The following is a 16,251-nucleotide window of genomic DNA, read 5'->3' on the forward strand; positions in this document are numbered from 1 at the left end:
AAAGAGTCATCGGCCATGAAATACAAAAGATTGAACAAAAAGTTGTCGTTTTGTGGAGGGGTTAACAAATCATCGATGAATAGTTATACAGATCACAGTTTAGCCCTGAAATTAGTAAGGCTTACATTCAGGTTAAACCGGAGTAAACTGACTGTAACAGTAAATGGCGTAACCGCGTGCGGTCGCTCAAAGGACAACAATTAAGCGTTATGAAATTTAAATCTGCAATCAAACCCTATCGCGCTGCAGCCGGTGGCTGGGGCTCTCTTGAAGCAACTACCCGCTTTGTTATCGACAGCAAACATGCCATAAAAAACCTGCGCAACCTGATGCGCATGAACAAAGCCAAAGGGTTTGACTGCCCAGGCTGTGCATGGGGCGATGACAATAAAAGTACTTTTAGCTTCTGCGAAAATGGTGCGAAAGCAGTGACATGGGAAGCAACTCGCCGTTTTATCGATAACGAGTTTTTTGCTAAACACAGTGTCAGCAATCTGTATCAACAAAGCGATTATTTCCTTGAGTATCAAGGACGATTGACTGAGCCGTTGCGTTACAACCCGCAGACTGACCATTACGAAGCAATTAGCTGGGATGACGCACTGGCGCTTATCGGTCGGCATATTAAAGCACTGGATAATCCCGACCAGATGGAACTGTACACCTCAGGACGCGCCAGTAACGAAGCGTCTTATCTGTACCAGCTATTCGGTCGCATGATGGGAACCAATAATTTCCCAGACTGCTCGAACATGTGCCATGAAGCCAGCGGCAGCGGGCTTAAACGCAGCATTGGCGTCGGCAAAGGCACCATTCATTTAGATGATTTTGATAAGGCCAACGCCATTTTTGTGTTTGGCCAAAACCCCGGTACTAACCACCCACGTATGTTGCATAGCTTGCGTCACGCTGCTGAAAATGGCGCACAAATTGTGACCTTCAATACCCTGCGTGAACGCGGTCTTGAACGTTTTGCCGATCCGCAAAAGCCGTTAGAAGTAGTGACACCACTGGCCGGTAAAATCAGTAGCTACTATTACCAGCCGAATCTGGGCGGTGATATGGCAGCGATTCGCGGTATGGCAAAAGCGCTGCTGGAAACCCATCGTCAGAAACTTGAGAACGGTGGCACGGGTATTTTCGATGAAACCTTTATTGCTGAACACACTCATGGCGTGGACGCATGGTTTGCTGAAATCGACAACACATCCTGGGAGCATATTACCCATCAATCTGGATTGAGCGAACAGCAACTACGTGATGCCGCGACTATCTGGCAGCAGGCCGAACGTGTGATTTGCACCTGGGCAATGGGCATTACCCAGCACAAACACTCCCTGAACACCGTACGTGAAATCGTTAATCTGCAACTTCTGGGTGGCCATCTCGGAAAACCTGGTGCGGGCCTGTGCCCAGTGCGCGGTCACAGTAATGTGCAGGGCAACCGCACGATGGGCATTGATGAAAAACCATCGGCTGCATTACTTGATAGTCTTGCCGCACATTTCGGTTTTGAACCTCCGCGCGCGCAAGGCCATAACACCGTTGAAGCTATTGCGGCAATGCTACGTGATGAAGTCAAAGTCTTGATTACACTTGGTGGCAATCTTGCAGCAGCCGCACCAGATAGCCCTCGCACCGAGGAAGCTCTGCAACGTTGCGGCCTGACGGTACATATCAGCACCAAACTTAACCGCAGCCATGTCGTACCCGGCAAAGAGTCACTAATTTTGCCAACGCTTGGGCGTACTGAAGAAGATATGCAGGCCAGTGGGCGGCAGTTCATCACCGTTGAAGACTCATTCAGCATGGTGCACGCATCTGAAGGTATCGGGAAACCGATTGCTGCAACACAGCGTTCAGAAACCGCCATTGTTTGCGGGATTGCTAACACGGTTCTGGGGCAAGAAAAGCTCGACTGGCTGGCATTATCAGCGGATTACAATCTGATTCGCGACCATATTGCGGCCACCCTTCCAGGCTTTAAAGATTTTAACCAACAATGTGAAAAACCAGGTGGTTTCTACCTTGGTAACGCAGCGGCGGAATTACGTTTTAATACCCCAACGGGGAGAGCAGAATTCAGCGCGGCCCCTCTTCCAGAATCATTATTTGGTGATTTAAAAGCCCCGTTTGCGCTGCAAACTTTACGTTCGCACGATCAATATAACACCACAATTTATGGGTTGGACGACCGTTATCGCGGTGTTTACGGCCAGCGTGAAGTCCTGTTTATTAACCCGGAAGATCTTGCGGCACTTGAGTTGCACGAGGGTGACCTGGTAGATATCGAAACGATATGGAACGATGGCATCTCGCGCAAAGTCAGCGGTTTTAAAATCGTGCCTTACAACATCCCACGCGGCAATCTGGCAGCCTATTACCCTGAAACGAACCCATTGGTTCCTCTGAGCAGCGTCGGCGACGGCACCGGGACACCAACGTCGAAATCAGTACCGGTAAAAATTTGCCGTACTGCTCCTGTTGAAAGCCTGCGTATAGCTTAAACCTCCAGTTCCTGTGCATTTGTCGGGTAGCCCACGCCACCCGACCTCTCAACCCAATACGCTACCAACTCGCAATAAATGCGAGATTTTCCATTAACAACTTTGCAATACCATAACGGAAGATTATGATACCCCCAGCATTAACCATTTGGTTCATTGTGCATAGATTGCTTTCGAGTTAACGCTAAGCACAGTCACCATATGCGTTTTTGTTTATACCAAAAGGTACAAATCAGACGATCTCCTGCAACAAGGAGACGTTGTTGCATATGAAGCTGAAGGAACACGCTTCAACAGGAGAATGTTATGGCAAATCTTACTCCCCCGCGCGGCCTGGCTCTTGGGCTGCTGTGGGTTCTTGGCGGGTTAATGGCACTTATTGGCCTCGCGATCGGTATTGGCGGGGCTTATTTAGTTGCCCTTGGCGGCAGCTGGTATTTCTTGCTGATGGGCATTGTGATGCTCGTTTCCGCCATTTTGATTATCAAGAAGAAAATCACCGGGCTGGTGCTCTATAGCCTGGCATTCGTCTGCTCAATATTTTGGGCGATTAGCGATGCCGGCTGGGACTTCTGGCCGCTGTTCTCGCGCCTGTTTACCTTTGCGGTGCTCGCCTTCCTGGCTGCCATTGCGTGGCCCATTTTACGCACAGCCAAAAGCACGGTTCCGGTAAAAAAAGGGCCGGCCTATGGCATTGCCGCTTTGCTCGCGGTTTGTATGTTGGTAAGCGCAGGCTGGATGTTTGTGCCGCAGGTGCAGGTTGCCGCCAATGAAGACGTCCCGGTAAAACCCGTCGCACCTGATGAAGTACAAAAAGACTGGAAGCATTGGGGTAACACAACCCATGGCGATCGTTTTGCCGCTCTTGATCAAATCAACAAGGGTAATGTCTCGGAGTTGCAAGTAGCCTGGACTGCGCACACGGGTGATATACCCCAAAGTAACGGCTCAGGCGCTGAAGACCAGAACACACCGTTACAGGTTGGCGACACACTTTTTGTCTGCACACCGTACAGCAAGGTTCTGGCGCTGGATGTCGACTCAGGTAAAGAAAAATGGCGCTATGACAGCAAAGCCACTGCACCAAACTGGCAGCGCTGCCGTGGTTTAGGCTATTTCGAAGAAACGACTCAACAAGCTGCCGCTACTCTTGCCGAACCAGCGCAGCCCGCAGCTTGCCCTCGCCGTCTGTTCCTGCCTACTACCGATGCGCGCTTAATTGCGATCAACGCTGACAACGGCAAGCTGTGCGAAGACTTTGGCGACCACGGTACGGTCGACCTGAAAGCTGGCATGGGTGAAGTTAAACCGGGCTATTACCAGCAAACCTCTACACCTCTTGTTGCAGGTAACGTGGTGGTAGTTGGTGGCCGTGTGGCAGATAACTTCTCCACCGGTGAGCCTCCGGGTGTGGTACGCGCTTATGACGTTCACACCGGTAAACTGGCGTGGGCATGGGATCCGGGTAACCCGGCAATTACCGGTTTACCGCCAGAAGGACAGACCTACACACGTGGCACGCCAAACGTATGGTCAGCCATGTCTTATGACGCAAAACTGGGGCTGATTTATCTGCCAACCGGTAACGCCACGCCTGACTTCTTTGGCGGTACGCGTACTGCACAGGACGATAAATACAGCTCATCTATTGTTGCAGTTGAAGCAACAACGGGCCAGGTGCGCTGGCATTTCCAGACTACCCACCACGATTTGTGGGACTTCGATTTACCCTCACAGCCACTGCTTTATGATTTACCAGACGGTAAAGGCAGCACTACGCCAGTGATTGTACAGACCTCCAAACAGGGCATGATTTTCATGCTCAACCGCGAGACTGGCGAGCCGGTAGCTAAGGTAGAAGAAAGACCTGTGCCACAGGGTAAAATCGAAGGTGAGCGTTATTCAAAAACCCAGCCGTATTCAGTCGGGATGCCAATGATTGGCAACGAAACCCTGACAGAATCGGATATGTGGGGTGCGACACCAATCGATCTGCTGATTTGTCGTATCGAGTTTAAAGGGATGCGCCACGAAGGGGTTTACACGCCACCGGGCCTTGACCGCTCCTTGCAATATCCAGGTTCGCTGGGTGGGATGAACTGGGGCAGCGTTTCTGTTGACCCGAATAACAGCCTGATGTTCGTCAACGATATGCGTCTGGGGCTGGCGAACTATATGGTTCCACGCGCCAACGTGGCGAAAAACGCCAGCGGTATCGAGATGGGTATCGTTCCAATGGACGGCACACCGTTCGGCGCAATGCGTGAGCGTTTCCTCTCACCACTGGGTATTCCATGCCAGAAACCACCGTTTGGCACCATGTCGGCAGTTGATCTGAAGTCGGGGAAAGTCGTCTGGCAGGTTCCGGTGGGTACGGTACAAGACACCGGGCCACTCGGGATTCGTATGCATTTACCGATTCCAATTGGCATGCCTACGCTTGGTGCATCGCTGTCGACTCAGTCGGGCCTGTTGTTCTTCGCAGGTACGCAGGATTTCTATCTGCGTGCGTTTGATACTGCAAACGGCAAGGAAATTTGGAAATCCCGTCTGCCTGTTGGTAGCCAATCAGGGCCGATGACCTATGTGTCACCAAAAACCGGTAAACAATATATTGTGATTAACGCAGGCGGTGCACGTCAGTCTCCTGACCGTGGTGATTACATCATTGCTTACGCGTTGCCAGACGCGAAATAAACCATAAAAAAACGGGTGCTTATCGCACCCGTTTTCAGTTACTTCACATCCACCTGATAGAAAATGTGCTTACCAAATGGGTCGACTTCATAGCCGGTCACTTCTTTGCGCACCGGTTCGAAAATCGTCGAGTGCGCAATCATCACCGCAGGCATTTGATCATGCATCATCTGCTGTGCTTCTTTATAAAGTGCGACGCGTTTTTCGTGATCGCTTGAAGTACGGGCTTCAAGAATCAACTTATCAAACGGCTGATAACACCATTTTGCCGAGTTGGAACCGCCATCCGCTGAACGACAAGTAAACAGTGGGCCGAAGAAATTGTCCGGATCCCCTGTGGCCGTGGTCCACCCCATCAGCGCCGCCTGGTGCTCGCCACTTTTCACACGTTTTAAATACTCGCCCCACTCAAAGGTGACAACTTTTGCCGTGACGCCAATTTTCGCCCAGTCAGCCTGAATCATCTCCGCCATACGTTTAGCGTTAGGGTTATACGGGCGCTGTACCGGCATTGCCCACAGATCGATGGTCAGGCCATTAGCAAAGCCCGCCTCTGTGAGTAACGCTTTGGCTTTTTCCGGGTCGTATTCGTAATCTTTGAGCGAATCATCAGCACTCCACACACCTGGTGGCAGCAGATTTTTTGCAGCCGTTCCGGTGCCACGGAATACCGCGTCAATAATCGCCGGCTTGTTAATAGCCATTGCCAGCGCCTGGCGCACTTTCACATTATCCGTTGGTGCTTTTTGGGTATTGAATGCGAGGAAACCAGTATTCAACCCCGCTTTTTGCATCAGGTTGATGTCAGCATTTTCCTTCATGCGCGGCAAATCGGCTGGATTTGGGAATGGCATCACCTGGCACTCATTTTTCTCAAGCTTTGCTAGACGCACTGAGGCGTCCGGGGTAATGGAAAATACCAGCTTGTCTATTTTTGCCTTTCCCTGCCAGTATTCAGGGAATGCGGTGAACAGAATACGTGAGTCTTTTTGGTACTGCGCCAGGCGGAAAGGCCCGGTGCCGATAGGGTCCATATCCACACGCTCTGGAGTACCTGCTTTTAGCATCGAATCAGCGTACTCGGCGGAAAGTATCGAGGCGAAATACCAGCCAAGGTCAGCAATAAATGGTGCTTCTGGGTGAGTCAGCGTGAAGTGAACGGTATTATCGTCAACTTTATCAATCGAGGTAATTAATTTGCCAAACTCGAGACTTTCAAAATTGGAATAGTTTCCGTTAGAAACGTTGTGATAAGGATGTTTTGGATCTTTCTGGCGCATAAACGAAAAAATGACATCGTCAGCGTTAAAATCACGGCTTGGTTTAAAGTATTTATTGCTCTGGAATTTCACCCCTTTGCGCAGATGGAAGGTATAAACTTTGCCATCTTCGCTAACATCCCAGCTTTCTGCGAGGCTTGGCTGTAACTCGGTAGTGCCTACTTTAAAATCCACTAAGCGGTTATAAACCGGTACGGCGCTCGCATCAACACTGGTTCCCGATGTATATAACTGCGGGTTAAAGTTTTCCGGTGAGCCTTCGGAGCAATAAACTAGTGTTTTAGCTGCAACAGTAGAACTGACTGTCAGCGCGGCTATTATCAATGCAAGTTTTGTGGTTGTTGTTGTGATGGAAGTTTTCATGCCTGCCCTATTATTTATAATTTTCACCCAGGATAGTGCTTGTACAAAGCGACTTAATAAATAACATTAAAAGTCGATTTCAAACAAATGAATATATCCAGTAAAGAGGAAGTCATGGCATCACAACTCTCAGAACAATTAACGCAACGTTTCTTCCGTTATCTGGCGATCACCAGCCAAAGCCAGGCTGGTGCCAACACCCTACCAAGCACTCCAGGTCAACATGAAATGGCACAATTGCTGGCAAGTGAACTCCGCGAACTCGGTCTTGACGATGTGGTTATCGACGAACATGCCACTGTTACTGCGGTCAAAAAAGGCACGATTGACGGCGCGCCACGCGTTGGGTTTATCACACACATCGACACCGTCGATGTCGGGCTGTCGCCGGATATTCACCCGCAAGTGCTGCGCTTTAATGGCGAGGATCTTTGCCTTAACCCACAACAAGATATCTGGTTGCGCACCGCTGAACACCCGGAAATTTTGGCCTATCCAAACGAAGAGATCATTTTTAGCGATGGCACCAGTGTGCTCGGCGCAGATAATAAATCTGCCGTAACCGTGGTGATGACGCTACTGGAAAACCTGACGCCTGAGATGAAGCACGGTGATATTGTCGTCGCCTTTGTACCTGATGAAGAAATTGGTCTGTGTGGCGCAAAAGCCTTAGATCTGGCCCGTTTTGACGTTGATTTTGCCTGGACTATCGACTGTTGCGAATTAGGTGAAGTGGTATATGAAAACTTTAATGCCGCGCATGCTGAAATTCGTTTTACAGGTGTGACCGCGCATCCGATGTCTGCAAAAGGCGTCCTGGTGAACCCGCTATTAATGGCGCATGATTTCATCAGCCATTTTGACCGCCAACAAACGCCGGAAAATACCGAAGGCCGCGAAGGATATATTTGGTTTAACGGCATGAACACCACGCAAAATGACGCCATACTGAAAGCCAATATTCGTGATTTTGATACTCAGAATTTTGAAGCGCGTAAACAGCAATTACGCGATGTAGCCGAAAAAATTGCCGCGCAACATCCAACCGCAAAAGTAGATGTATCAATCAGCGATACCTACAGCAATATCAGTAATGCCATCAAAGAAGATCGCCGGGCAATTGATTTAATTTTTGACGCCATGAAAGAGTTGAATATCGAACCTAAGATCATTCCAATGCGTGGCGGCACCGACGGCGCTGCCCTTTCTGCAAAAGGGTTATTAACGCCAAACTTCTTTACCGGCGCGCATAATTTCCATTCTAAATTCGAGTTTTTACCACTACGCGCATTTAAAGCTTCTTATAACGTGGCGCTGAAGTTGTGTTTGTTAGCGGCTAAATAAGTCTGATCTTTGGCAACACGGTGGATGAATCCGCATTCATCCACCTTACGAAAAGAATAATGGCTATACGCCGTTAATCGATGCCCCTCCGTCCACTAAGGACGCGGTGCCCGTCACAAACGAAGATTCATCAGACGCGAGCCATAATACCGCTCGCGCTATTTCTTCTGGTTTCCCTACCCGTTTGAGCGCGTGCAACTCGGTAATGAATGCCTGCGATTCCGCCGTATCATTCATATCGCGATACATATCGGTATCCACCGCGCCCGGTAAAACAGAGTTAACGCGAATATTTTGCGGGCCATATTCTGAAGCTAATGCCTGAGTCAGGCCAATTAATCCGGCTTTGCTGGCAGCATAAGAGGCCACTTGTGGGAATGCGAAGGAGTAGCCGACGAACGTCGAAGTAAAGATGACCGAGCCACCGCCGTGTTTGAGCATTTCGGCAATTTGATGTTTAGCTCCGAGGAAAGATCCGGTCAGATTGATGGCAACCGCATTGGCAAACCCTTCCGCTGAGACTTCAGTGCTCGGGCCATTTTCACCTAACGTCCCCGCATTATTGAAGGCAATATCGAGTCGCCCCCACGTTTCCACCGCTTTCGCTACCAACGCTTTGGCGTACGCTTCTTCGCGCACATCACCGCTAACTGCAACGGCGTCACCACCGGCAGCCTTGATTTCATCAACCAGCTGAGCCAGTTCGGCTTCACGTCTGGCACCGACGACCACTTTTGCGCCTTCAGCGGCGAACAGTTTGGCGGTGACATATCCGATGCCAGAACTGGCTCCGGTAACAATGGCAACTTTATCGGCTAATCGTTTCATGAGAGGACCCCAGTGGAGCGGTCAGAATTTGACCGCTCATGGAGTATAGAAGCGGAGTTGGGCTTACGCCGTAATCTGATCCATCGCCTGCAAAATTCGCTTATCAGAAATCGGATAAGGCGTACCCAGCTGTTGAGCAAAGAAGCTGACGCGCAACTCCTCAATCATCCAGCGGATCTCCTGCACGTCTTCATCAACCCGGCGTGCTGGCGGCAATTTATTTAGCCACTGCTGCCAGGTTTGCTGCACATGCTCAACTTTCAACATTTGCACACGGTCGCGGTGTGGATCGACGGCCATTTTCTCGAGGCGCTTCTCAATAGCATTCAGATAACGCAGCGTATCACCAAGGCGTTTGTAGCCGTTTCCGGTAACAAAACCGCGATAAACCAGCCCGCTCATCTGCGCTTTCACATCCGACAGACCCAGCGCCATGGTCATATCCACGCGCCCTTTCAGCCGCTTGTTGATATTGAAAACAGCCGTCAGTATCTGTTCAACCTGTTTGGCAATTTCCACCACGGTTTCGTTGAGTTCTGCACGCACTTGCTCATGCAAAGCCGCAAAGCCCTCTTCGCTCCAGACCGGGCCGCCCGCTTTCGCAATCAGCTTGTCCACACCGCAAGAAATACAGTCGTCGATCAAATCCATGACTTTGCCGTACGGGTTGAAGTACAGCCCTAGTTTGGCTTTATTCGGCAGTTTTTCATGCAGATATTTGATCGGCGAGGGAATGTTCAGCAGCAGTAAGCGGCGCAAACCACGCCACATCGCCTGCTGCTGTTCGAGCGGGTTATCAAATAGTTTGATAGCCACGCTCTCTTTTTCATCGACCAGCGCCGGGAAGGCCTTCATGCGGTAATTGCCGCGTTTCTGCTCGTAGCTTTCCGGAAGCTTACCAAAGCTCCAGATATGCAGGCCGCTTTGTTCAATACCGTCATCGGCAACCGCCGAGAGCGTTTGCTGGACTTTATCTTTCAGGCCGCCTTTTAACTCGGTGAGGTCTTTACCCTCTTTGAGCTTTTTATTGTGCTCATCGACGATGCGGAACGTCATTTTCAGGTGATCGGGCACCTGATCCCAATGCCAGTCTTCGCGGTCGATAGTAATGCCCGACATGCGGCGGAATTCACGCTCTAAACTTTCCAGCAGCGGCAATTCCAGCGGCTTCGCACGGCCTAAAAACGCTTCGGCGTAGTTTGGCGCCGGCACAAAATTGCGGCGTACCGGTTTTGGCAGCGATTTAATCAGCGCAATCACCAGTTCACGGCGCACACCTGGAATTTGCCACTCAAAACCGGCCTCTTCGACCTGGTTTAACAACGGCAGCGGGATATGCACCGTCACACCATCGGCGTCAGCACCTGGTTCAAACTGGTATGTCAGGCGTAGCTTGAGATTGCCCTGATGCCAGAAGTTCGGATAGTCGAGCTTGCTGACTTGCTCCGCACCCTCTTTGATCAACATGCTCTTTTCGAAATTGAGCAGATCCGGCGTTTCTTTGCTGGCCTGTTTCCACCAGTTATCGAAATGACGTGCAGAAATGACGTCATGCGAAATGCGTTGATCGTAAAACTCAAACATCGTGTCGTCGTCGACCAGAATGTCGCGGCGACGGGATTTATGCTCAAGCTCTTCAATTTCATTGCGCAGCTTAAGATTGTCGCGGAAGAACGCGTGGCGCGTCTGCCAGTCACCTTCCACCAGCGCATGGCGAATAAACAGCTCGCGACACAATGCCGGGTCAATCTGGCTGTAATTGACGCTGCGCGCCGCAACAATTGGCAAACCGTAGAGTGTGACTTTTTCGGTTGCCATCACCGCGCCCTGCGATTTCTCCCAGTGCGGTTCGCTGTAAGAACGTTTTAATAAATGCTGCGCCAGCGGCTCTACCCATTCCGGGTCGATGCGGGCGGCGATGCGCCCCCACAGGCGGCTGGTTTCTACTAGTTCGGCGACCATTGTCCATTTTGGCGGTTTCTTGAATAAACCGGAGCCTGGGAAGATAGAGAAACGGGCGTTACGCGCCCCGGTGTATTCCTGTTTATCGGCATCTTTCTGACCGATATGGGAAAGCAAACCGGTCAGCAAGGCACAGTGAACGGAGCGGAAATCCGCAGGTTCGCTGTTAATCGGCAAGCCCAGCTCTTTCACCACCTGGCGCAATTGGGTGTAAATATCCTGCCATTCACGCACACGCAGGTAGTTCAGATAATCGAGTTTGCACTGGCGACGGAACTGGTTCGACGACAGCTCTTTTTGCTGCTCGCCAAGATAATTCCACAGGTTCACAAAGCTAAGGAAATCAGACTCTTTGTCCTGGAAGCGGCGGTGTTTTTCATCCGACGCCTGCTGTTTGTCCATCGGGCGTTCACGCGGGTCCTGAATCGACAGGCCAGCGGTGATGATCATCACTTCACGCACACAGCCAAATTTCTGCGCTTCCAGCACCATACGCGCAAGACGCGGGTCGACCGGCAGTTGTGCAAGCTGACGGCCAGAAGGCGTCAATTTGTAGACGCTGAGATCGGCTTCGCTGGTAATCGCGCCAAGTTCTTCAAGCAGGCGCACACCGTCCTGAATATTGCGTTTGTCCGGCGCTTCCACAAACGGGAATGCGGCGATGTCACCCAGCCCAAGCGATGTCATCTGCAAGATAACGGACGCAAGGTTAGTACGCAGAATTTCCGGGTCGGTAAATTCCGGGCGTGACAGGAAATCATCCTCCGAATAAAGACGAATACAGATCCCGTCAGAAACACGCCCGCAACGGCCTTTACGCTGGTTGGCCGACGCCTGCGAAACCGGTTCAATCGGCAAGCGTTGTACTTTGGTGCGGTAGCTGTAACGACTGATACGCGCGGTACCCGGGTCGATAACGTATTTGATTCCCGGCACGGTCAGCGAGGTTTCCGCAACGTTGGTCGCCAGCACAATACGACGCCCGACGTGCGACTGGAATACGCGGTTTTGCTCGCTATTGGATAAACGTGCGTACAACGGCAGCACTTCGGTGTGCGGCAGATTCAGCTTGTTTAATGCATCAGCGGTATCACGGATTTCGCGCTCGCCGCTCATGAAAATCAGAATATCTCCGGCACTTTCGTGGCCGAGTTCATCTACCGCATCGAAAATAGCCTGCAACTGGTCGCGATCGGTATCGTCAGCATCTTCAACTATCGGGCGATAACGCACTTCCACCGGGTAAGTACGGCCTGACACTTCGATGATTGGCGCGTTGTTGAAATGGCGCGAGAAGCGCTGCGGGTCGATGGTCGCAGACGTAATAATGATTTTCAGATCCGGGCGACGCGGCAGCAACTCACGCAAATAGCCCAGCAGAAAATCGATGTTCAGGCTGCGTTCGTGCGCTTCATCGATGATGATGGTGTCGTACTGCATCAGCAGGCGATCTTGCTGAATTTCCGCCAACAGGATGCCGTCGGTCATCAGTTTGACCATGGTATTTTCACTGACGTGGTCAGTAAAACGCACCTTATAACCTACGCACCCACCCGGTTCAGTTTGCAACTCTTCGGCAATACGGTTGGCAACGGTTCGCGCTGCAAGGCGGCGAGGCTGCGTATGGCCGATCAGCCCTTTAACGCCACGCCCCAGTTCCATGCAAATTTTTGGCAGCTGCGTAGTTTTACCCGAACCGGTTTCACCCGCCACGATAACAACCTGGTGGTCACGGATAGCGTCGAAAATGTCCTGTTTTTTCTGACTTACAGGCAGGTTTTCTGGGTAGGTGATTTTTGGGCGCGAAGCTTCACGCAGCAGAACCTTACCGGCGGCGGAGTCAATCTCTTGCGCCAGTGAATCAAGCACAGCTTGCTGCGATTCAGGATTTTTCACCTTCTTCGCGCCATGTAAGCGGCGCGAGAAGCGTTGTCTGTCGCGTAGCATTAAGCCATCGAGGCGAGAGAATAATGAGGACAGTGAGGGTTTTATGTTTTCCATTACGTAATCATCACGGCAGCGCACTGCCTGGTAAGTCTGTATCGTCAATTGGCGCTAGATTAGCACATCACACCTTTCAACGCCTTGTTCAATAAAATCGAACATTGAGTTCGATATATTGCGCTATCACTGCAATCGGATTGTGAATAAAGTACTTCACAGCGAACGGGCAATCAGTCCCGAATGAACACAACAAAGGAATCACCCATGAGCAAAGTATTAGTCCTGAAGTCCAGCATCCTGGCAGGTTACTCACAGTCAAATCAGCTGTCTGACTATTTTGTAGAGCAATGGCGTGAAGAGCATAGCGCAGATGAGATTACCGTGCGTGATCTGGCTGCTAACCCAATTCCAGTACTGGATGGCGAGTTGGTCGGTGCGTTGCGCCCAAGTGATGCGCCACTGTCACCACGTCAGCAAGAAGCTCTGGCGCTGTCTGACGAACTGATCGCTGAGCTTAAAGCTCACGACGTGATTGTTATCAATGCACCAATGTACAACTTCAACATTCCAACACAGTTGAAGAACTATTTCGACCTGGTAGCCCGTGCTGGCGTGACTTTCCGTTACACCGAAAAAGGCCCAGAAGGTTTGGTAACCGGCAAACGTGCTGTGGTTCTGACCAGCCGTGGCGGTATTCACAAAGATACCCCAACCGATCTGTTGGTTCCGTATCTGAACCTGTTCCTGGGCTTCATCGGTATTACTGATGTGAACTACGTGTTCGCTGAAGGTATCGCATACGGTCCTGAAGTAGCGACTAAAGCGCAAACTGACGCGAAAGCGGCAATTGACAGCATCGTTACTGCGTAATTTCTAGATGTTAATTTTTGAAAACGGCAAACATCATGCATGTTTGCCGTTTTTTATTGTATTTATTCGCAAGGATTCACAGCACCAATCACGTCCGCAGCGGCTTCAAACACTATGCAAATTTGCGTGAGCCCACTACGCAAGCAATGACTCCAAGTGTGACGATTAGCATCAACACACTGACCGTTTCATGAAGCAGTGTTGCCGAAAGTGCAAGACCAAAGAAAGGTTGCAGTAGTTGTAATTGGCCTACGGCTGCAATGCCCCCCACCGCGAGCCCTTTGTACCAGAATATGAAACCGATAAGCATGCTAAAAAATGAGACATAACCAAGCGCAAGCCATGCTTGAGTGCTGATGCTGGAAAATGTTGCTGGCATCGTCGCCCCTGAGGCTATCAGCATAAAGGGAAGTGAGATAAGCAGTGCCCAACTGATAACCTGCCACCCTCCCAGCTCTCTTGAGAGTTTCGCCCCCTCGGCATAACCTAGGCCACACACCGCAATAGATGCCAGCATCAGTAAATCACCCGTTTGCGAAATCGAAACGTTCTGGGAAAGAGCAAAACCCACCACCAATAAACTACCAATAATTGAAAACACCCAAAAGGCCTGGTGAGGACGTTCACCACCACGAATAACGCCAAAGATGGCGGTAGATAACGGTAATAGTCCAAGAAAAACAATCGAATGGGCTGAGGTGACATATTGTAAGGCCATCGCTGTCAATAATGGGAAACCAATAACCACGCCCAATGCGACAATCACCAATGAACCAATTTGAGACGTCTTCGGACGTTGCTCCCTGAAACTCAGTACCAATATCAGCGCTAACACACCCGCAATAGATGCGCGGATAAACGTAAGGAATAAAGGATCGATTTCGTGTACTGCCAAACGTGTTGCCGGGAGCGAACCACTAAAAATAACCACGCCAATCAATCCGTTTAGCCATCCTGATAATGAACCTGCACTCTTTTTATAAACCACATTCACCTCAATCTCAGCAGTACGTGAAGGGTGCTCCACGGCATCTCCTATATAGACAGGTTGCATGATAGGCGGCACAATCCATGACAATCAAAATATTGTCATGGATACATTCAGTGAAAGCGCGATATAAAGCGATTGTTGATGACTATGCTGCTGCCATCCGTTTAGGCCAACTGGCAGCAGGAACCCAGTTACCTACTCACCGGGCATTATCTGCTGAAAAGCATATTTCGCTCGCTACGGCGACTCGCGTATACGCTGAGCTTGAATTTATGGGATTGGTGAGCGGGGAAACCGGACGCGGCACTTTTGTCAGAGAAATATCTCTTCCCGCCGGATTGGGGATCGATCAGCAAATTGTGGCGACCGAAGTACTGGATTTGAACTTTAACTACCCCGCACTTCCTGAGCAAACTGAACTGTTGCGAGATGCTTTACGACAACTCACCACCACCGGTGACCTGGAAGCACTGTTGCGTTATCAGCCTCATGCTGGCCGTTGCAGCGAACGTGAAACCATAGCATCCCATCTGGTCCTCGCAGGGATAAACGCTTGCGCGGACGATATTCTTATTGTTAGCGGTGCCCAGCATGGCCTGGCCATTACCGTTTTAGGGCTTTTTAAACCTGGAGATGTGATAGCTGTCGACGCGCTGACCTATTCAGGCTTTAAGACGCTGGCGGTAGCATCTAACCTCGAACTGGTAGCAATTCCTGTATCTTCCACAGGCCCGGACCTGAATGCTTTGCGCAAAATATGCCAGCACAGGCGAGTACGCGCCGTCTACACTATGCCCACTCTACATAATCCACTGGGGTGGGTACTCAGTTCCGATCAGCGTAAAGAAATCGCAGCTATCTCCAGAGAACATGATCTGCTGGTGATTGAGGATGCGGCGTATGCTTTTCTGGTCAGTGACCCGCCCCCGCCTTTGGCTACTTTTGCTCCAGAGCGGACTATTTATGTCACTGGTTTTTCAAAGAATATTGCAACCGGTTTGCGCGTCGGGGCTGTTGTCTGCCCTGCTCCATACCGAGCGGCGCTGGAACGAGTGATTAGGGCAACCACCTGGAATACGCCTGCCCTTATGACATCAATAGTATGTGGCTGGATACGTGATGGAACGGTCAACAGACTTGAATCACTCAAGCGAGAAGATGCTCAAAAACGTCAAAACATTGCCCGCGAAGTATTTGGGTCGCTGCCTTATATCAGTCATCCAGTATCTTATTTTTTATGGCTGCCGCTGGCTGAAGAAGTGCGCGCAGAAAGTGTGGTACGCAGCTTGCTGGAGAAACATATTTCAATCTCAACTGCAGAGCCTTTCAGTACTTCGCAAAATGTTCCCCACGCCATTCGTATAGCACTCGGGTCCGTCAGTGAAGATCTTCTTTATCAGGCGCTGATCACGGTGCGTGAAACAATTGAATATGAACAATATCGTTAATAGTAAAAAGAAGTGGG

General features: G+C 50.5%; 9 protein-coding genes. 5 read left to right on the forward strand and 4 right to left on the reverse strand.

The genetic code is table 11. The annotated features are described in order from the left end of the window. The first annotated feature begins 209 nt into the window (after positions 1-209). Complete coding sequence (locus EDF88_RS02705; protein ID WP_134182729.1) at positions 210-2,507, forward strand: FdhF/YdeP family oxidoreductase; 2,298 nt, start codon at positions 210-212, stop codon at positions 2,505-2,507. Positions 2,508-2,813: 306 nt separating this feature from the next. Continuing rightward, the gene (locus EDF88_RS02710; RefSeq protein ID WP_134182731.1) at positions 2,814-5,204 is read left to right on the forward strand and encodes a glucose/quinate/shikimate family membrane-bound PQQ-dependent dehydrogenase; all 2,391 of its coding nucleotides are present in this window, start codon (positions 2,814-2,816) and stop codon (positions 5,202-5,204) included. Between the two features lie 38 nt (positions 5,205-5,242). Here EDF88_RS02710 and EDF88_RS02715 read toward each other — a convergent pair whose 3' ends face one another. Then, on the reverse strand, positions 5,243-6,847 hold the full coding sequence (locus EDF88_RS02715; protein WP_134182733.1) for an ABC transporter substrate-binding protein: 1,605 nt from the start codon (positions 6,845-6,847) through the stop codon (positions 5,243-5,245). A 114-nt stretch (positions 6,848-6,961) separates the two neighbouring features. Between EDF88_RS02715 and pepT the strand changes: the two genes are divergently transcribed. Continuing rightward, positions 6,962-8,191, forward strand: a complete 1,230-nt coding sequence (gene pepT, locus EDF88_RS02720; protein ID WP_134182735.1) for a peptidase T — start codon at positions 6,962-6,964, stop codon at positions 8,189-8,191. A gap of 63 nt (positions 8,192-8,254) precedes the next feature. Here pepT and EDF88_RS02725 read toward each other — a convergent pair whose 3' ends face one another. Together EDF88_RS02725 and hrpA are read right to left on the reverse strand one after the other, a co-directional pair. Beyond that, positions 8,255-9,019, reverse strand: coding sequence for an SDR family oxidoreductase (locus tag EDF88_RS02725; protein WP_134182737.1), 765 nt, complete (start codon positions 9,017-9,019; stop codon positions 8,255-8,257). 63 nt (positions 9,020-9,082) lie between these two features. Continuing rightward, positions 9,083-12,982, reverse strand: coding sequence for an ATP-dependent RNA helicase HrpA (gene hrpA, locus EDF88_RS02730; RefSeq protein WP_134182739.1), 3,900 nt, complete (start codon positions 12,980-12,982; stop codon positions 9,083-9,085). A 207-nt stretch (positions 12,983-13,189) separates the two neighbouring features. On the opposite strand from hrpA, the gene azoR reads away from it, so the two are divergent. Further along, positions 13,190-13,795 (forward strand): FMN-dependent NADH-azoreductase, encoded by a 606-nt coding sequence (azoR, locus tag EDF88_RS02735; protein WP_064518757.1) that lies wholly within the window; start codon positions 13,190-13,192, stop codon positions 13,793-13,795. Positions 13,796-13,907: 112 nt separating this feature from the next. On the opposite strand, the gene EDF88_RS02740 is transcribed toward azoR, so the two are convergent. Then, positions 13,908-14,795, reverse strand: a complete 888-nt coding sequence (locus EDF88_RS02740) for a DMT family transporter (protein WP_243839584.1) — start codon at positions 14,793-14,795, stop codon at positions 13,908-13,910. A 104-nt stretch (positions 14,796-14,899) separates the two neighbouring features. Between EDF88_RS02740 and EDF88_RS02745 the strand changes: the two genes are divergently transcribed. Further along, positions 14,900-16,234 carry a PLP-dependent aminotransferase family protein gene (locus tag EDF88_RS02745; RefSeq protein ID WP_134183244.1) on the forward strand — a complete coding sequence of 445 codons (1,335 nt, stop codon included), beginning with the start codon at positions 14,900-14,902 and terminating at the stop codon, positions 16,232-16,234. Positions 16,235-16,251 lie beyond the last annotated feature (17 nt).

The organism is Buttiauxella sp. BIGb0552 (assembly GCF_004366275.1).
Classification (GTDB): Bacteria; Pseudomonadota; Gammaproteobacteria; order Enterobacterales; family Enterobacteriaceae; genus Buttiauxella; species Buttiauxella gaviniae.

Coding starts and splice junctions, on each gene's coding strand:
- EDF88_RS02715 (WP_134182733.1), bottom strand. CDS start 6,847: ATGAAAACTTCCATCACAACAACAACCACAAAACTTGCATTGATAATA.
- EDF88_RS02705 (WP_134182729.1), top strand. CDS start 210: ATGAAATTTAAATCTGCAATCAAACCCTATCGCGCTGCAGCCGGTGGC.
- EDF88_RS02725 (WP_134182737.1), bottom strand. CDS start 9,019: ATGAAACGATTAGCCGATAAAGTTGCCATTGTTACCGGAGCCAGTTCT.
- hrpA (WP_134182739.1), bottom strand. CDS start 12,982: ATGGAAAACATAAAACCCTCACTGTCCTCATTATTCTCTCGCCTCGAT.
- azoR (WP_064518757.1), top strand. CDS start 13,190: ATGAGCAAAGTATTAGTCCTGAAGTCCAGCATCCTGGCAGGTTACTCA.
- EDF88_RS02710 (WP_134182731.1), top strand. CDS start 2,814: ATGGCAAATCTTACTCCCCCGCGCGGCCTGGCTCTTGGGCTGCTGTGG.
- pepT (WP_134182735.1), top strand. CDS start 6,962: ATGGCATCACAACTCTCAGAACAATTAACGCAACGTTTCTTCCGTTAT.